Source organism: Caulobacter sp. CCUG 60055 (genome assembly GCF_022750545.1).
GTDB lineage: Bacteria > Pseudomonadota > Alphaproteobacteria > Caulobacterales > Caulobacteraceae > PUIC01.
The window spans coordinates 17,080-34,912 of sequence record NZ_PUIC01000001.1; the positions used below are offsets into that span (position 1 = coordinate 17,080).

15 protein-coding genes are annotated in these 17,833 nt (G+C 70.0%); 4 read left to right on the forward strand and 11 right to left on the reverse strand.

The genetic code is table 11. The annotated features are described in order from the left end of the window. Window positions 1–35 precede the first annotated feature (35 nt). Genes gspD through C5708_RS00130 form a run of 10 tightly spaced genes read right to left on the reverse strand, consistent with a single transcriptional unit; the run spans window position 36 to window position 9,016 of the window. Window positions 36–2,108: a type II secretion system secretin GspD gene (gspD, locus tag C5708_RS00085; protein WP_242916521.1), complete on the reverse strand. Its 2,073-nt coding sequence runs from the start codon at window positions 2,106–2,108 to the stop codon at window positions 36–38. After that, window positions 2,105–2,635: a hypothetical protein gene (locus C5708_RS00090; protein ID WP_242916523.1), complete on the reverse strand. Its 531-nt coding sequence runs from the start codon at window positions 2,633–2,635 to the stop codon at window positions 2,105–2,107. The genes gspD and C5708_RS00090 overlap by 4 nt, the downstream gene beginning before the upstream one ends. Beyond that, a complete protein-coding gene (gene gspM, locus C5708_RS00095) occupies window positions 2,586–3,143 on the reverse strand; it encodes a type II secretion system protein GspM (RefSeq protein ID WP_242916525.1) in 558 nt (185 codons plus the stop codon). Before gspM ends, C5708_RS00090 begins: the two co-directional genes overlap by 50 nt. Beyond that, the gene (locus tag C5708_RS00100) at window positions 3,140–4,210 is read right to left on the reverse strand and encodes a hypothetical protein (RefSeq protein WP_242916527.1); all 1,071 of its coding nucleotides are present in this window, start codon (window positions 4,208–4,210) and stop codon (window positions 3,140–3,142) included. Before C5708_RS00100 ends, gspM begins: the two co-directional genes overlap by 4 nt. Then, window positions 4,195–4,833 carry a prepilin-type N-terminal cleavage/methylation domain-containing protein gene (locus tag C5708_RS00105; RefSeq protein WP_242916529.1) on the reverse strand — a complete coding sequence of 213 codons (639 nt, stop codon included), beginning with the start codon at window positions 4,831–4,833 and terminating at the stop codon, window positions 4,195–4,197. Before C5708_RS00105 ends, C5708_RS00100 begins: the two co-directional genes overlap by 16 nt. 14 nt (window positions 4,834–4,847) lie before the next feature. After that, the gene (locus C5708_RS00110) at window positions 4,848–5,222 is read right to left on the reverse strand and encodes a hypothetical protein (RefSeq protein WP_242916531.1); all 375 of its coding nucleotides are present in this window, start codon (window positions 5,220–5,222) and stop codon (window positions 4,848–4,850) included. Continuing rightward, window positions 5,219–5,659: a GspH/FimT family pseudopilin gene (locus C5708_RS00115; protein WP_242916533.1), complete on the reverse strand. Its 441-nt coding sequence runs from the start codon at window positions 5,657–5,659 to the stop codon at window positions 5,219–5,221. Before C5708_RS00115 ends, C5708_RS00110 begins: the two co-directional genes overlap by 4 nt. Then, on the reverse strand, window positions 5,643–6,134 hold the full coding sequence (gspG, locus tag C5708_RS00120) for a type II secretion system major pseudopilin GspG (protein ID WP_242916535.1): 492 nt from the start codon (window positions 6,132–6,134) through the stop codon (window positions 5,643–5,645). Before gspG ends, C5708_RS00115 begins: the two co-directional genes overlap by 17 nt. Continuing rightward, the gene (locus tag C5708_RS00125; protein ID WP_242916537.1) at window positions 6,131–7,342 is read right to left on the reverse strand and encodes a type II secretion system F family protein; all 1,212 of its coding nucleotides are present in this window, start codon (window positions 7,340–7,342) and stop codon (window positions 6,131–6,133) included. Before C5708_RS00125 ends, gspG begins: the two co-directional genes overlap by 4 nt. 3 nt (window positions 7,343–7,345) lie before the next feature. Beyond that, window positions 7,346–9,016, reverse strand: a complete 1,671-nt coding sequence (locus C5708_RS00130) for an ATPase, T2SS/T4P/T4SS family (protein ID WP_242916539.1) — start codon at window positions 9,014–9,016, stop codon at window positions 7,346–7,348. A 698-nt stretch (window positions 9,017–9,714) separates the two neighbouring features. On the opposite strand from C5708_RS00130, the gene C5708_RS00135 reads away from it, so the two are divergent. The 4 genes from C5708_RS00135 (at window position 9,715) to C5708_RS00150 (ending at window position 16,761) form a co-directional block, all read left to right on the forward strand. Next, window positions 9,715–11,175, forward strand: coding sequence for a substrate-binding domain-containing protein (locus C5708_RS00135; RefSeq protein ID WP_242916541.1), 1,461 nt, complete (start codon window positions 9,715–9,717; stop codon window positions 11,173–11,175). 75 nt (window positions 11,176–11,250) lie between these two features. Next, a complete protein-coding gene (locus C5708_RS00140) occupies window positions 11,251–12,780 on the forward strand; it encodes a substrate-binding domain-containing protein (protein WP_242916543.1) in 1,530 nt (509 codons plus the stop codon). A 989-nt stretch (window positions 12,781–13,769) separates the two neighbouring features. Continuing rightward, the gene (locus C5708_RS00145; protein ID WP_242916545.1) at window positions 13,770–14,777 is read left to right on the forward strand and encodes a Hint domain-containing protein; all 1,008 of its coding nucleotides are present in this window, start codon (window positions 13,770–13,772) and stop codon (window positions 14,775–14,777) included. A gap of 127 nt (window positions 14,778–14,904) precedes the next feature. Then, on the forward strand, window positions 14,905–16,761 hold the full coding sequence (locus C5708_RS00150; protein WP_242916547.1) for a sulfotransferase: 1,857 nt from the start codon (window positions 14,905–14,907) through the stop codon (window positions 16,759–16,761). A 12-nt stretch (window positions 16,762–16,773) separates the two neighbouring features. On the opposite strand, the gene C5708_RS00155 is transcribed toward C5708_RS00150, so the two are convergent. Continuing rightward, window positions 16,774–17,808 carry a M23 family metallopeptidase gene (locus C5708_RS00155; RefSeq protein ID WP_242916549.1) on the reverse strand — a complete coding sequence of 345 codons (1,035 nt, stop codon included), beginning with the start codon at window positions 17,806–17,808 and terminating at the stop codon, window positions 16,774–16,776. Between the last annotated feature and the right edge of the window lie 25 nt (window positions 17,809–17,833).

The window sequence follows — 17,833 nt, forward strand, 5'->3', positions numbered from 1 at the left end:
CGCGAACCCTCCGTCACGGGCGGCCGCTCCCCGGGTCATGGCTCGAACTTGGGGGCCTTGGGCGCGATCGAGCGGATCTTGCGCTTCAGCTCGTCGGTCACGGTCTCGGCCTCTTCCTGGTTGCGGACGACCTTGGGCGTGAGCAGGATCAGCAGCTCGGTGCGCTGGCGGCTGTTGTCGCGGTTGCCGGCCAGCGCTCCGAGCACGGGCACGGCGCTGAGGATCGGCACCCCACCGCGCATCTTGGTGTTGTTGTCGCTGATCAGGCCGCCCAGGGCGATGGTCTCGCCGTCGCGCGCGGCGATCGAGGTGGCGACCTTGCGCTTGGAGATCACCGGCGAATTGAGCGGGTTGTTGAGCGCGGCGCCGTTGACGTTGCTGACCTCCTGCGAGATGTCGAGCAGGACCAGCCCGCCGCCGTTGACGCGCGGCGTGACCTTGAGGATCACCCCGGTGTCGCGATAGTCGATCGAGCTGACGATCGGCGCGCCGCCGCCGGTGGTGCTGACCGCCGTGCCCGTCGAGATCGGCACCTGGTCGCCGACCTGCAGCGAGGCGGTCTGGTTGTTCAACACCAGCAGGTTGGGCGAGGACAGCACCTCCAGGTGGGTGACGCCGGACAGGGCGTTCAGGGTGGCGGCGATGCCGCCGGCGCTGTTGAAGATGGTGTAGTTGAAGCCTGGGAAAACCTGGGCGGGCGTCGGCGTCGGCCCCTTGCCCTGGATCAGGGAGACCTGGTCGCGGTGGTGCTGGAAGAACCACTGCACCCCGTACTGCAGCTTGTCGTTCAGGGTCACCTCGGTGATGGTCGCCTCGATGATCACCTGCAGGGGCGGGATGTCCAGCCGGCGCAGCGCGTCCTCGATCAGGGCGAATTCCCGGGGGGTGGCGTAGGCGACCACGGCGTTGTTGGTCTCGTCGCTGGTGATCACCAGCCCGTCGGCCGAGCCGCCGGCGCGCATGCCCTGGGGCGCGGGTGCGGGCGACTGGCCAGGCAGGGTCTGGCCGGACGGCGGCTGGGCGGCGGCCCCGAGCGGCTGCAGGCCGGTCGGACCGCGGTTGCCGGACGGCGTGTCCGCGAACGGCGGCTTCTGGTCGCTGTCCGCGCCGCCCGCCGCGCCGCCGAAGGCGCTGATCAGCACCTTGGCCAGGTCGCTCGATCGACCGTTCTGCACGCGATAGACATAGAGCCGCCGCTCGCTGGACTGGCCCTCGCGGTCGAGCACCTCGACCCAGCGGCGAACGTCGTCCAGGTACTGGGCGCGCTGCGATATGGCGATCACCCCGTTCAGCCGGTCCATGGCGATCAGGCGGACCAGGCCGGCGGCGGTGGAGCCGGGGGCGTTGATCAGCTTCTCCAGCTCCGGGGCGATCAGGCGGGCGTCGGTGTTCTTGGGAATGAACAGGGCGAAGCTCATGCCCTTCAGCCAGTCCATGTCGAACTGCTGGGCGATGTCTCGCGCCGAACGGCGCTGGCCGGCGGCGCCCGACAGCACCATCACGCCCGACGCCGGGTCGGCGGTGGCGACCACGCCAGGCAGGATCGGGTCGATCAGCTTCTTCAGCTCGACCGGATTGGCGTAGCGCAGCTTGAGCGTCTCGTTGCCGAAGCCGGGCTGGTCCGGCCCGACGGCCGGGGCCTGGGCGCGGGCCTGATCCAGGGGCGCCACCACATAGACGCCGTTGCGCAGCTGCAGCGCCAGTCCGGCCGTCTTCAGGGCATCCTCGGCCAGGGCCAGGACGTCGGCCTTGGCCACCGGCTGCGGCGTGACCAGGGTGACGGAGCCGTGCGCGGCCGGATCGACGGCGTAGGGCAGTCCGAGGATGGCGCCCAGCACGGCGGCGGCGAAATCCTTCACCTCGACGCCGGGGAAGTTGAGCGTCACCGGGCCGGGGCGCGGCCGGGGAGGCGACGCCGCTGGCGGCGGCGAGGGCCAGGTCTCGGCTCCCGGCAGGATGGTCGCCCCCGCGCGGCTGTCCGGGGCCATCGGGCCTGGGCGGCCGGCGTCGGCCGGCGGGGCCTGGGCGGCCGCCTGGACCGGAGCGAACAGGCCGCCGGCCAGCAGCGCGATCGGGAGCACGGCTCGATGGACGTCGCGTCGGCTCACGGCTGCGCCTCCGGATTCGGCTTGCCGGGGCTGGCGCCGGCGGGGGGAGAGGAGGTTCCGCCGACCGGAATGGCGACGCGGCCGCCCGGCCCGGCGAACACCGCCCCGCGGGGCGTGACCAGGACCAGCCGCCAGCCTTGCACGCTTTGACCGGGGCGAAGCACGTGGCTGGCCCCGGCGGGGTCGCGCACCACGGCGCTGGCCGAACGGCCGCCCACGGCCACGCCCAGGACCTGGACATGGGTGGCGAGCGTGGTCCCGGCGGCGCCGGAGGTCTCGCCCGGGGCCCGGTCGGGCGCGAAGATCGGCGTGCGCAGGATGGCCGGATACTCAGGCACGGGCGTGGCCACCGGCGCGCGGGAGCGCCGGGGCGCGACGGCGGAATCCGCCGGCAGCTCGGTGCGGCCCGGCAGGGCGAGCTGGGCGGCCAGGCCGCCCAGTAGGACGATCAGGGCGAGGATCGGCGGCCATTCGCCGCTACCGGGCCGGCGCAGGATGGAAGAGCGCAGAGACCTGAAGGCGGACATCCAGCGGCGCGGAGCGGCCGGACTGGAGGGCGCGGTCGGCTCCAAGCGAGACGTACTCGACGACGACATAGGGCGACTCGTTCTCCAGGCGCCGGATGCTCGCATCCAACTGGGTGAGGTTGATCTGGGCGTCGGCGCGGACGCTGATCCAGCCGGCCGGGATGTCGGTCTGGACCTGTTGGACGGCGCTGACCGCGCCGCCGGCCTCGGTCAGGCTGGCCGCCAGCCGGCGCTTGAGGGCGTCGGCGGCCAGCCCTTCGGACGGAGCGGTGATGCGGTAGACGGCGCTGGACTGACGCGCGGCCTGGGCCTCGGTCCGCAGGACCGGAATGGCGGCCAGCAGCCTCTGGCCGTTGCGATAGCGGGTCAGCAGCTGTTCGCGCCGCTCGGCGCGGGCCTTGAAGCCGCCGATCAGCGGGGCGGCCACGCCCAGCCACGCCGCCGCGACCGCGCCGATCAGCAGGCCCACGGCGACCAGCTTGCGCTCTCGCGGCGCCAGCGGCCTCATCGCGCCCGCCTCGCAGCGCGCGGAACGGCGGCGTCGGCCATGACGTCGAACGGCTCCTGTCCCGTCGCGGTCTTGGTCGGCATGTCCGACAGCAGCGAGCGCGCCTCGGCCAGGGCCGGCCCGCGCAGGGCGGCCGTCAGGTCGAAGCCCGGCTGCTTGAAGCCGACCAGGCGGACCGCCCGGCCGTTCCATTCCAGCCGCTGCACCCATTGGCCCGAAGGCAGGGCGCGGGTGACGGCGTCGAGGATGCGCAGCGGCTCGTGCGCCGAGCGTTTGGTCAGCAACGCCAGCCGCGCGGCGCGCTCGGCCTCGACGTCCTTGCGCAGCTTGGTCGCCAGGCCGACGGCCGGCTGCTGGGCGTCGACGAGGCGCTGCAACTGGCCGACGTCGTCGATGTCGCGGGCGACCAGCAGCCCCAGGTTGGCGGCGGCGAGCGCGCCGCAGGCTGCCCAGAGATAGGCGCGCCGCCGATCGACCGGCCCGCCGCCGTCCTCGTCGCGGATCGCGCGCATGAAGTCGAACCGCAGGTCCAGGCCGTCGACCCCGCCGCCGACCCCGATCCGCTCGACCTTCAGGCCGGCGGCGGAGGCCTGGGCCAGCAGCGCCCTGCAGCGTTCGCGGGCGATGACGCCGAGGCGGACGCGCTGACGGGGCCCCTCGGCGGGGCGATCCAGCGGCTGGATGTCGACATAGACCTGTTCGGCGGCGAAGGGGGTGTAGCGATCGACGTTCAGCGCCACCAGGCGGCGCAGATCGGGGGGCGACAGCCTGGGCAGGTCGAGGTCGTGGACCAGGGCCGCGCCGGGCGGAAGCAGGAGGTCGACCGGTCCGCCCGGCCGTCGCCCGCTTGCGGGCGCGGCTTCCGGCGCGCCGGCCCGCCATATCCGGATCGCGCCGTCCGCCTCCATTCGGGCCAGCCTTCGCGCCCCGCGCGGCGAGCGGCGCAGGGCCGGGGGAACGAGGTCGGCCAGCTCGCGGCCCCACCAGGCGAAGCCCAGGCGGATCCAGCGGGCGATGACGCCCAGGTCGGCGTTGAGGATCTGCTGCGGGGTCATCGGCCGCGACACCCGCCGGTTTCCGGCGACAACAGGCATTCGGTGTCGATGTCCGCCGCCGGGTGGACGAGCAGGTCGGGCCAGCGGCGACGGTCGCCCTCCGGGAGGGTCAGGCGGATGCGGATCAGCTGGGGCGTGGTGATCTGGCGGCTCCATTGCGGGCGCCAGGCCGGACGGCCGCCGTCCGTGGCGCCGTAATAGGCGAGGTCCAGGCTCTGGACGCCGCTCAGCAGCACCTCGCGGTCGGTGAAGCGCTTGCGGTCGACGGCCACGTCGCTGACCGATTCCAGGACGAGGTCGCCGCGGGCGTCGACGGACAGCCGGCGGCGGCGCAGCGGGCCGGGGCCCCGGCCCGGAGCCGGCGGGGACAGGAAGAACAGGCTCGTCGCCTGGCCGTCGAAGTCGGGCCGGGGCGGGCGGCTGTAAAGGGTCACCGGCGCGGCGCGGCGGACATAGTCGGCGAGCCTGGCCTGGGCCGCCTCGACCGCCTCGCCGCCGGCGGTGTCGCGGTCGATCCGACTCCAGGCCGCGCCCCGGCCGCCCAGGCCGGCGACGATCATCAGGCTGATGAGGCCAAGGATGGTCAGGCTGGCGAGAAGCTCGACCAGCGTGAAGCCGTCCTGCCGTCGGGGCACCCCTGCCTTCATGGTCAGACCGGCGGCGCGAGCCGGCGGCTCCTGAGCGTGACGAGGGGCGGTCCGCCCCTGGCGTCGCGCACCGAGACGGCGACGCAGTAGAGCGCGCCGAGGGCGCTGTCGCCGGCCTCCAGCGCGCAGGGCTGCATGTCGACCCGCCAGAGGTCGGGCCCGTCGCGGCCTTCGGCCGCGCCGGCGGTCAGCGGGATCGAGTAGCCGACGGCGGCCATCTGCGAGCGGGCGACCATCAGAGCGTAACGGCGGGCTTCGACCATTTGCCGCCGGTTGGCGCTGTCGGCGGTGACCTGGAAGCCGGCGGCGAGGATCATCGACACGATGGCGGCGGCGATCAGGGCCTCGATGAACACCGAGCCGCTCTGGCCGCTCATGACGTCGTCCTCGCCAGGCCGCTGGCCGGGTCCACCTCGAAGCGCGCGGTGAGCCGGCCGTTGGACAGGGACAGCCGTCCTCCTGAGGAGGACCCGTCCGGGTAGAAGCTGAGCGCCGCGCCGGTCGGGGCCATCGACAGGCCCGTGGTCAGGGCCCGCACCGGCCCAGGCGTCCAGCCGTAGTTGCGGCCCTGCGGCGAGACCACCAGCTGCACGCGGCGGCCGGTGACGAGCGCCTGGGCGCGGGCCATGCGCAGGTCGGCCCTGACGCCGACGGCGGCCTGGCCGAAGGCGGCGCTGGCCGCGCCTTGGCGCAGGACCGGGAAGGCGATGGCCCCGATGGCGGCCAGGATGGTCATGGTGACCAGCGCCTCGACGAGGGTGGTTCCGGCCTCTCGTCCGCCGTCGGGACGGGGCGGTTCACCAGTTGCCGACATCGCGGGCCTCGTTCGCGCCGCCCTCGGCCTTGTCCGAGCCGAGGGTGTAGACGTCGACGTCGCCGTGCTGGCCGGGGTTGCGGTAGAGGTAGGCTTGGCCCCAGGGGTCCTTCAGCGCGGCCGCCTTCTGCAGGTAGGGACCGTTCCAGCCGGCGTCGGCTGGGGCGGCCGCGACCAGGACGTTCAGGCCTTCCTCCTGGGTCGGATAGCGGCCGACGTCGAGGCGGTAGAGCTCCAGCGCGGCGGTGATGTTCTGGATCTGGACCTTGGCGGTCTGCGAGCGGGAGGAGCCGAGATACTTCAGCACCTGCGGGGCGACGATGGCCGCCAGCAGGCCCATGATCGCCAGCACCACCAGCAGCTCCAGCAGGGTGAACCCCGCCTCGCGGTCGCCGGGGCGGGCCGGCCGCCGCCGCGCGGCACGCCGGATCTGGAACATCGCCCGGACGGGCGGTCGTTGCGTGCGCTGGGTCATGACGGTGGGAGAGCCAGATCGTTGAAGCCGAGGATGGCGGACATGATCGAGGCGATGACGCCGGCCACGGCCGCGCCCATCACGATGGTGATCGCCGGGGTTAGGATGGAGATCAGCCGTTGCAGGACCGTGCGGACCTCGCGGTCGAGGACGTCGGCCAGCCGGCCCAGCATCAGGCCGAGCTGGGCGGTCTCTTCCCCCGTGCGCAGGAAGCTGATGGCCATGCCGGGGAACAGGCCGGTCGCCGCCAGCGGTCCGGCGAGGCCGCCGCCTTCCTTGAGGCCGACGGCGACGCGGCCGACGGCGGCGGCCATGTGGGTGTTGGCCAGCGAGCGCTGGGCGATGCCGAGGGCGGCGGGCAGCGGCACGCCGCCCTCGACCAGGCTGCCGAGCACCCGGGCGAAGCGCGCCGTTTCGGCCGCCTTGATCAGGCCGCCGACCTGCGGCGCCGACAGCAGGCGGCGGTCCAGCGCCTGACGCACGCCGGGGCGCTTGAACCAGCGCCAGAGCCCGACGCCGGCCACGACGGCGGCGAGCAGGCCGAAGACGCCGTATTCGCGCACCGCCCGGCTGGCGGCGAGCACCATGCGGGTGGCGAAGGGCAGCCTGGATTGCTGGTCGGAGAACAGGCCCTCGAACTGGGGCACCACGAACAGCATCATCATCAGGATCACCGCTGCGGCGAGCCCGATCAGCATGACGGGATAGACCATCGACGAGGCGATGGTCTGGCGCAGCGCCGCCGCCCGGTCGAGGGTTTCGGCCAGCCGCGCCAGCTGGACGTCCAGCCGGCCGTTGGCCTCGCCGGCCTCGGCCATGGCCGAGGCCATCGGCGGGAACAGCCCGCGCGCCTCGGCCACGGCGCGCGACAGGGGCGCGCCTTCCTTGACCCGCTTCAGGATTTCGCCGAGGGCGGCCTTGAGCGTCGGGTCGACGGTGTTGGCGGCGCAGGTCGACAGGGCGCGGTCGAGGGACAGGCCGGCGCCGAGCAGCACCGCCAACTCGCCGACGGCGTTGACCATGGCCCGCTGCACCGCGCCGCCGGACCGCGGCTTGGGCGCCGCCGCGGCGGCGGTCCTGGCGGTCTCCACCGGGATGAGGCCCAGGCGGCGCAGGCGCTCCAGCGCCTCGTCCTGGTCGGCGGCGTCGAGCACCCCCGAGCGCATTTCGCCCGAGGCAGTGGCGGCGCGGTAGGTGAAGCTGGGCACGCCTCAGTCCTCCCGGGTCACGCGCAGGACTTCGTCGAGCGTGGTCACGCCGGCGCGCGCCTTGGCCACGCCGTGCTGGAGCATGGTGCGCATGCCCTGGGCGACGGCGGCCCGCTCGATCTCGCGGGCCTCGGCGCGGGCGAGCATCAGGCGGCCGGCGTCCTCTCCCATCGGCAACAGTTCGACGATGGCGGCCCGGCCCTTGAAGCCCGTCCGTCCGCAGGCGGAACAGCCGACCGGGCGCCAGAACTCGACGATCTCGCCCGGCGCGGGCCGCAGGCCGGCCAGGGCCAGCTCGGTCGGCGCGGCCGGATGCGGCTCGCGGCATTCGGGACACAGGCGGCGGACCAGCCGCTGGGCCAGGACGGCGTTAAGCGTCGATGTCAGCAGGAACGGCTCCATGCCCATGTCCAGCAGGCGCGTCACCGCCGCCGCCGCGCTGTTGGTGTGCAGGGTGGACAGGATGGTGTGTCCGGTCAGGGCCGCCTGGACGGCGATCTGGGCGGTCTCCAGGTCGCGAATCTCGCCGACCATCATCACGTCGGGGTCCTGGCGCAGGAACGAGCGCAGGGCGGCGGCGAAGGTCAGGCCGATCTGGGGACTGACCTGGGTCTGGCTGACGCCGGGCAGGCGGTACTCGATGGGGTCCTCGACCGTCAGGATCTTGCGGTCGGCGGTGTTGAGCGCCGACAGCGCCGTATAAAGCGTGGTGGTCTTGCCGCTGCCGGTCGGGCCGGTGACCAGCACGATGCCGTGCGGGCGGTTCAGGATTTCCAGGAAGGCCGGAAGGATCGCGTCGTCGAAGCCCAGGGTGTCGAAGTCGAGCGACAGGTGCGAACGGTCGAGCAGGCGCAGGACCACGCTTTCGCCGTGGATGGTGGGCGAGGTCGCCACCCGTAGGTCGATTTCGTGGCCGCGCACGGCCAGCCGCATGCGCCCGTCTTGCGGCAGGCGGCGCTCGGCGATGTTGAGGTTGGCCAGCACCTTGATGCGCGAAACGAAGGCGGCCTTGAGGTGGGGCGACAGCAACTCCTGGTCCTTGAGGGCGCCGTCGACGCGGAAGCGGATCTTCAGGCCGTCCTCGGACGGCTCGACATGGATGTCTGAGGCGCGCTGTTCGGCGGCGCGGGCGATCAGGCCGTTCACCGCCCGCACCACCGGGGCGTCGCTGGCCAGGTCCTTCAGCCGCTCCAGGTCGCCCTCGTCGGCCTCGTCCTGGCCGTCGGGACCGGCCTCCGGCGCGGCGGCGCCGTAGAGCCGGTCGAGCGCGGCCTCGACGTCGCCGGCGCGGGCCGCCAGGGGAACGACCGGCGTCTCCAGGGCGTAGGCGAGGGCGGCGGCCGGGTAGGGGTCGAGCGGGTCGACGAAGGCGACCTCGACGCCGGTCTCGCCGGCGCGCAACGGTACCGCCTTGGCCTCGCGCAGGAAGCGCGGCGAGACGGCGGCCTCGAGCGGGGCGGCCGGATAGTCGTCGGGGCCGGCGAGGCGCAGGCCGGCGGCCTCGGCCAGGGTTTCGGCCAGGGCCTGTTCGGACACCAGGCCGAGGCGGGTGAGCACCGCGTCCAGCCTCTCGCCGCTCTCCTCCTGCACCACCACGGCGCGCGCCAGCGTCTCCGCGGCGACCAGCCCGCGTTCGACGATGACCTGCCGCAAGGAAAGACGATATGCGTACACGGATAATGCCCACACGTCCCGGAGGCGATGCTCAAAGCGTCGCCGAACAGGTGATAAGCACTCGGCGGTGAGGAAATATACGGGGTAATCCCCAGGTCGGGCGGATAAATTTCCAAAAGATCATGACCTCACAAGGTCGTGTTCTTTATTCGCGTTCATCATGTCAGTTTCATTTAAATACAGAGATGAAAATATTCTGTTGTCGACGGCCGGTCGATCGCCTCGCCGACGGCCGTGATCGCGTTCAAGGCGCTGATCGGAAAGGCGGACCCGGCCGCTCGGGCGGACGCGGCGGGCGAGGGCGGCGGCTGGGTATGTGACGATATGATGTAAACGATGTGAATATATCGAATTGTATTTGTTTAATCGGCCATTGTGCGTTCTTAATAGATATCGTCACACAGTTTATACACACGATATCGGCTCATATTTTGAACATATACTGAAGTTGACTCCATAAATGCTCCAAGCGTATGAGGCTCATCGTCGCGGTCGGCGGCCGAGTATTGGCTGACGTTCGGCGGCCGGAACGCTTTCTCTTCGAGAAAGCTTCTGATCGTGCGTGTTGAGATGAAATATTCGGACGGCCGCGCGCCGTCCTCGATCGACTGATCCTGATATTCACTCACAGCCATCGAAGGGGCTTCCCCAACATGTCCAGCCTTAAACTTCGCGCTCTCGCGGGCGCCTGCGCGCTCATGGGCGCTTCGGCCCTGGCCGTCGCCGCCAATGCTCAAACCACCGTCTACGGCGCCGGCTCCTCGCTGCTGGCCCCGTACTGGGCCCAAGGCGCCAACTGCTACGCCTCGTCCTCGGGCGCCTATCTGGTGAAGGGCACGCCGGCCGCGTCGGTCACGGCTCCGGCCAACCCGCACGTCACCTGCTCGCCGAACACGACCCAGGCGATCAAGTTCGACGCCACGGGCTCGGGCGCCGGCGTCAGCGCCGTCTACGCGCACTCCACCGCGGTTCCGCTGCTCGGCTCGACCGACGCGGCCGGCACCACCCCGGTCTATCCGTCGATCCAATACGGCCTGTCGGACAACCCCCTGACCGCCGCCAACGTCTCGGTCTACAACAACGGCGGCACCATCGGCAGCGGCGCGACCGCCGTCACCCTGCAGGCCCCGGGCGTCGCCGTGACCACCCCCTGCACGGCCACCAACATCTCGGGCTGCCAGTTCCCCAACCCGGTCTCGCTGTACGGCGCCCTGGTGCAGTTCCCGGTGTCGGTCGACCCGGTGGCGATCACCTATAACGTCGCCGGCTCGACCAGCTCGATCAAGCTGGACACGGCCGCCTACTGCAAGATCTTCAACGGCCAGATCACCGACTGGAACGACGCGGCCATCACCGCCCTGAACGGCGGCTCGGTCACCGGCGGCTCCAGCCTGCCGATCAAGCTGGTCGGCCGTTCGGACAGCTCGGGCACCACCTCGATCTTCACCCGCCACCTGGCCGCGGTCTGCGGCGGCCTGGTCACCACCAACAACTACTCGGCCGGCACCACCACCCTGCCGGCGAGCATCATCAGCTCCTTCACCCTGGCCAGCGGCAGCAGCGGCGTCGCCACCCTGGTGAACTCCACGGCCGGCGCCATCGCCTATATCGGCCCGGACTATGTCAAGCCGGCGGTGAGCAACACCGGCGCCAACAGCTACAACCTGCCGGCCGCCACGTTGCAGAACGCCAATGGCGACTGGACCTCGCCGACGGCCGCCGCCGCCGCCATCTCCTTCGCCTCCATCGCTCCGCCGCAAAGCGACGCCAGCGGCAACTACGCCTCGGGCACCACCGCCAACGGCCTGCGCACCAACCCGCAGGACTGGGTGCAATCGACGGCGGCCACCGCCCCGATCGCCAAGCCCACGGCTGCGAACGCCTATCCGATCGTCGGCACCACCAACTTCGTCGGCTACACCTGCTACAGCACGCAGGGCTCGGTCAACGTTCTGAAGGGTTTCCTGAACTTCGGCGGCGGCAGTCAGGCCAACACCATCCTGTCGGATGCGGCCCTTGCGCAGCTCCCTTCGAACTGGCTGAACGCGATCAACAACACCTTCGTGCTCAACAACGGCGATGCGGCTTCGCTGAAGCTCTACTTCGCCCGCGCGGGCGCGGCGAACACCGCCTGCAGCTCGGTCAGCACCGGCGCCTGATCCGCTATCGACTTTCGCGCTTTGCGAGGCCCCGGCGTTCGCCGGGGCCTTTTCTTTGGAAGGAAGCGGAATTTCATGATGCTCAAACTATATCCCCGCCGTCTGGCGAGCGCCTGCCTTTTCATGGGTGTTTCGCTCTTGGCCGTCGCCGCCAAGGCCCAGAATACCGTCTACGGCGCTGGTTCCTCGATGGTCGCGCAGGTCTGGGGGCAATTGTCCAACTGCTACGCCTTGCCTTCAGGCGCCTATCTGGTGAAGGGCGCGCCGGCCGCGTCGGTCACGCCTCTCGCCAATCCGCACATCACATGCTCGCCGATCGCCACCCAGGCGATCGAGTTCGACGCCACGGGTTCGGGGGCCGGCGTCAACGCCGTCTACGCCCACTCTCCGGCGATCCCGTTGCTGGGCTCGACCGACGCGGCTGGAGCTACCCCAGTCTATCCGTCGATCCAGTACGCCCTCTCGGAAATTCCCCTGACCATGGCCAGCGTCTCCATCTACAATAGCGGAGGCTTGATCGGCGGCGGTCCGATCGGCGGCGGCGCGACCGCCATGATGGTGACGCCGCCGGGCGTCGCCCCGACCAACCCGTGCACGATCGCCAATGTCTCCGACTGTCAGATTCCCAATCCTGGCGAGCGATATGGCGCCCTGGTGCAGTTTCCGGTCGCAATCGTGCCGATCGCGATCACCTACAACGTTCCCGGTTCGACCAACTCGATCAAGCTGGACACGGCCGCCTACTGCAAGATCTTCAACGGCCAGATCACCGACTGGAACGACGCGGCCATCACCGCCCTGAACGGCGGCTCGGTCACCGGCGGCTCCAGCCTGCCGATCAAGCTGGTCGGCCGTGTTGACAGTTCGGGCGCGACCTCGATCTTCACCCGCCACCTGGCCGCGGTCTGCGGCGGCCTGGTCACCACCAACAACTACTCGGCCGGCACCGCCACCCTGCCGGCCAGCATCGTCAGCTCGTTCACCCTGGGCAACGGCGACAGCCGCGTCGCCACCGTGGTCAATGCGACGCCGGGGGCGATTGCCTATATCAGCTTTTCCTATGTGTTGCCGGCGGTGAACAACACCGGGGCAAACACTTACAACCTGCCGACTGCTACGTTGCAGAACGCCAATGGCGATTGGACCTTGCCGATAGCGCAGGCCGCCTCGATCTCCTTCGCTTCCATCGCTCCACCGCAAAGCGACGCTAGCGGCAACTACGCCCCTGGAGCGACCGTCAACGGCCTGCGCACCAACCCGCAGGACTGGGTTCAGTCATCAGCGGCTACCGCCGCGATCGCCAAGCCCACGGCTGCGAACGCCTATCCGATCGTCGGGACCACCAACTTCGTCGGCTATACCTGCTACAACACGCAGCGCTCGGTCAACGTTCTGAAAGGTTTCCTGACCTTCGGCGGCGGTAGCCAGGCCAACACCATCCTGTCGGATGCGGCCCTCGCGCAGCTCCCTTCGAACTGGCTGAACGCGATCAACAACACCTTCCTTCTCAACAATGGTGACGCAGCTTTGCTGAAGCTGTATTTCGCCAAAGCTGGCGTCACTGGCACCGGCTGCGCTTCGCTTAGCTCCGGCGCCGGCGCCTAACTCGAAATCAACTTCGCGCTTTGCGAGGCCCCGGCGTTCGCCGGGGTTTCTGTTCGAAGGCGGTGGCGTGTCGTGTTCGGGTTGCAGCGAGTTCGTCGGAATAGATTCCGTACGCCTCGTCCCTGCATGATCTGCTGAATGGGTTGTTGCAGCTGGAGGCTGTGCTTCTGCACAGCGGGTTCGGTCTTGACATCTGGCAGAGTCGCGCTTCGGCCCAAGTGGAGGGAACTATGGCTCAGACTGCTCAAGACGTGCTTAACGCAATAAATGGTGTCACGTTTGAAGCGGGCGCTCTGGGAACCACGTACTTGGCGGCTGGATTAAATCCAGCGCACGGAAGGACTGATGTCGATACCGCCGTTACTAACGCTTCTACCGGGAACATTTCAGTCGCATATGTAACAAATGTGTCAAATTCTTCAGTAAAAGTTTCAAGTATTTCTTATTCATTCAATTCTGGTGATGCGACGCACTTTCCAACATTTGGAACTATAACGCTTTCTGGCGGCGGGATTGGTGGGTATAATATAAGAACGTACTATGTTCATGGATTTTCTAGTAACGGACTTTTGCTTAGTGGAAGCTCTTCTCTAAGTTTGGATAACGTAAATGGAATATCGAGAGGGGCAAAGGGTGATTTTTTTGAGATTTTAAGCTTCCATAATATGGGTGCTGGGCCGTCTTCACCGGCGTTTCCGACAAGTTTTTCCTTGACGGGGGCGAATGGTTCTCGAGGATCGCGTCCAAGTTATTACTATCTGATATATTCGGGACAAGGATCTTATACTGATAGAATAGGTATTGCGCATACTTTAAAATACTCAAAATATGTTAACTATGGTTACGATGAACTTAAGGCGCATGCCGGTCATCCAACATATTCGCATGCGGTAGGGACGACGAATAATTTAGTTTGGAACAACAATCCCCACCCCCCGACCTTCCCTCTAAACTTCAGCAAGGACGCCTCAACCTTCAACATCGCGGCGGTGCCGTGTTTCGTCGAGGGGACGCGCGTCCTGACCGCGCGGGGCGAGGTCGCCGTCGAGGATCTGGTCGAGGGCGATGAGGCGGTGCTGGCCGGCGGCGGCGCCCGCACGGTGATCTGGATCGGCGACCGGCGGGTCAGGGCGGCCAGCCATCCGCGCCCAGCCGAGGTCAACCCCGTCCGTGTCTGCGCCGGCGCCTTCGGCGAGGGCGCGCCGCGCCGCGACCTTCGGCTGTCGCCCGGCCACGCCGTCTGGATGGACGGCGTGCTGATCCCGGTCGGCCGGCTGGTCAACGGCGCCACCATCATCCAGGAACAGGTTGAAACCGTTCGATATTTCCACGTCGAACTCGACGCCCACGACGTGCTGCTGGCCGAGGGGCTGGCCTGCGAGAGCTATCTGGACGACGGCAACCGCGAGATCTTCGCCAATTCGCCCGAGCATGTGGCGCTGTTCGGTCCGCTCGATCCGCTGGACCGCGAGCACGCCTGCGCGCCCGTGGTCGAGAACGGGCCGGCTCTGGAGGCGGCGAGGGCGGTGCTGCTGCGGCTGGCCGGCCGCCTGGGCTGGACGCTCGGCCATGAACCCGACCTCGCGCTGTCGATCGACGGCCGGTCGGTCTCGCCGGCGCACGTGGCCGAAGGGCGTATCTGGCTGGTCGCGCCGGCCGGCGCGGGCGAACTGGTCCTGGCGTCGCGGGCTGGACGCCCGGCCGAGGTTTCGCCCGCCGGCGCCGACCCGCGCCGCCTGGGCGTGGCTGTGGCCGAGGTCCGCGTCGACGGCCGCCCGCTCGACCTGGCCGACCCGGCGTTCGGGCGCGGTTTCCACGAGCTGGAGCGTCTGGGCGAGGCGGCGTGGCGGTGGACCGACGGCGAGGCGCGGATCGACCTGACGGCGGCGGTCGGTTCGGCTGGCCCCGCCATGGTCGAGATCGCCATCTCGATGACGGCCGAGCATTGGGTCCGGCGGCCTGTCCCGTCCGCCCTGCGGCTGGTCGCCGCCGGCTAAGTCCCGGCGGGCCGCCGCCTGTGCGTTTCCACAGTGGCGCGGGCGGCGGCGAGGGGAACACCCTCGCGCGCCTCCGGCCGCGCCCGCGCAGCTTGGCCCCATTCGTTGAAGCGAGCCGTCGCGACCCATGACCGACCTCCTCGAAGCCGAACGCCCCGTCGCCGTCGATCCGGAACGGGAGCCCTGTCCTTGCGGGTCGGGATTGCGGGCGGTCCGCTGTTGCCGCCTCAACCTGGCGCGCACGCCGCGGACCCCGGCCGACGGGCCCTACGCCGAGCGCCTGGCGCGGATGAGCCAGGCCTATGAGGACGGCGAGCTCAAGCTGGCCGAAACCTTGGCGCTGGAGATCCTCGACGAGGCGCCAGGCCAGCGCGAAGCCCTGGGCGCGCTCTACAACGTCTGCAAGGACCAGGGGCGGATGCAGGCCGCCGAGGTCCTGGTGCGGCGGGTCGCCGTCCTCTATCCCAACGATCCGGTCTGCCAGATGATCGCCGCCCAGTTCTTCCTGGCGCGCGGGGCGCCGGGCGAGGCCCACCCGCACGCCCGCATGATGGTGCGGTTGGCGCCCGAGGCCGTGCAGTCGCACATGGTGATGGGCCGCGTATTCAACGCCATGAACGCGCCTCGCGCCGCCGAGCACCATTTCCGCCGCGCGCTGGAGACGACCAAAGCCCCCGACCGCGAGATCGACCTGGGGCTGGCCGGCGCCCTGCGTGGTCGTGGCCTGTTCGACGAAGCCCGGGCGATCTTCGCCCGCGTGCTGGAGCAGGGCGAGGACCTCGGCGTCCTGCTGGCCTGGGCGTCGATGGAGGAGGCCGACCGCAAGTTCGAGGCCGCCTCGAGCCTGCTGGACCGCGCCGCCGCCGTGGCGCCGCAAGGCCCGCGCGTGGCGCTCGGCCGCGTGGCGTTGCTTCGTCGCGCCAAGGCCTTCGACATGGCCCTGACCGAACTACAGGCTTTGGAAGCCCGGGTGGAGGAGGGCGAGCTGGGCTCGGCGGCCCTGGCCGAGAAGGGACAGGTTCTGGACGCCCTGGGCCGCTACGACGAGGCGTTCGAGGCTTTCACCGCGTTCAAGGCCTGGATGCGCGAGGCGACCGGGCGGACCTACGCCGCCGACGAAGCCGCCGATCAGGTCGCCCGCCTGAAGGATTTCTTCACGCCGGGGCGCAGCCGCCTGCTGCCCAGGGCCCAGGTCCGCACCGACATCGCCCAGCCGATCTTCGTGGTCGGCTTCCCGCGTTCGGGGACAACCCTGGTCGAGCAGACCTTGGCCTCGCACCCGGCGATCTCAGCCGGCGACGAGCTTCACATCATCCATAACCTGACCGAGCGCCTGCAACCCCTGCTCGGCAGCCCGGGGCCGTATCCGACGGCCCTGTCGGAGCTGTGGCTGGGCGATCGCACCGGCCAGATCGACACCCTGCGCGACCTCTATCTCAACGAGGCCGAGCGGGTCGGAGCCATGGAGCCGGGCAAGCGGTGGTTCACCGACAAGATGCCGCTGAACGAGACCCATCTCGGCCTGATCGGCCTGCTGTTCCCCGCCGCGCCGGTGATCCATCTGGTGCGGCACCCGCTGGACGTGGTGCTGTCGGCGTTCTCCAACGGCCTGACCCACGGCTTCAACTGCGCGGCGGAGCTGGAGACGACGGCGCGCCACTATGCGCTGATCTTCGACCTGATGGAGACCTACCTGGCCGCCATGCCGATCCGCTACAAGGCGGTCCGCTACGAGGCGCTGGTCGAGGACCAGGAAGCCGAGGTGCGGGCGCTGTTCGACTTCATCGGCGAACCGTTCGACCCGGGCGTCCTCGACTTCCACGAGAACACCCGGCCGGCGCGCACCGCCAGCTACGCCCAGGTGGCCGAGAAGCTGTACGACCGCTCGCGCTATCGCTACCGCAACTATCTCCGCCACCTGGAGCCGGTGATCCCGATCCTGGAGCCGGCGATCCGCAGCCTGGGCTACACGATCGAGACCTGAGGCGTCGCGCCGTCAACGGGCGGCTTTCGGCGGCGCGGCGGAGGCCAGCACCGCCTCGATCGCCCGTCGTCGGGTCTCGAAGGCCGCCAGGCGCGCGGGCGACGGGGCGGGGGCGGGCGGCGCGGCGCCCGCCGGATCTACGGCCTCGCCGTTCTTGAGCACTTCGAAATGCAGGTGCGGGCCGCTGGCCAGGCCCGACTCGCCCGTCCAGCCGATCACCTGTCCCTGGCGGACATGGGCCCCCACCGTCAGGCCGGGCGCCCAGGCTGACAGATGCGCGTATACGGTTTCGTAGCCGCCGGCGTGCCGCAGCCTGACCCGGCGGCCGTAGCCGCCCGCCCAGCCGGCGGCCGCCACCACGCCGTCGCCGGCCGCCAGGACCGCGGCGCCGACCGGCGCGCCGAAGTCGACGCCCCTATGCATGCGGGTGTAGCCCAGCAGCGGATGGAAGCGCATGCCGAAGGCCGAGGTCAGCCGCGGGTGGAGGATCGGCGTGCGCAACAGCAGTCGGCGGACGCTGGCGCCGGTCTCGTCGGCGAAGGCGTCGGCCTCGTCCCCCGTCTCCTCGACCCGATAGAACCGCGCCGCGCCGCGCGCGCCTTCGACCTCGGCGTAGTCGAGGACCGGCGCGCCGTCGGCCGATTTGCGCCACGCCAGCCGGACACGGTCGCCGAGCGCCAGGTCGCGGGTGAGGTCGAGCCGGTGGGCGAACAGCTTCAAGGCCGTGGCGACGATCGGCGAGGCCGCGCCCGAACCGCCGTAGAGCACCGTCTCCATCGGCCCGGAGGCGACCTCGGCGCCGGCCTCGTCCGTGACCGCCGCCGCCGGATACTCCTCCGCGGCGCCGACAGGCAGGGGCGTATCCTCGGCGACGGCGCGGGCGAGCGCCGCCTTGGCGGCGTCATGGTCGGGCGGCGGCGGCCGGACCCTGACCTGGGAGGCGGCGACGACAGGGTCGGGACCGCGCCGCAGCGCGTCGGCCAGGGCCGCGCCGGCGACCGCCACCGCGCCGGCGAGACAGCAGGTGAGGGCGGCCGATCCATTCATGTCGCGGCCCTCATGTCATGCTCCT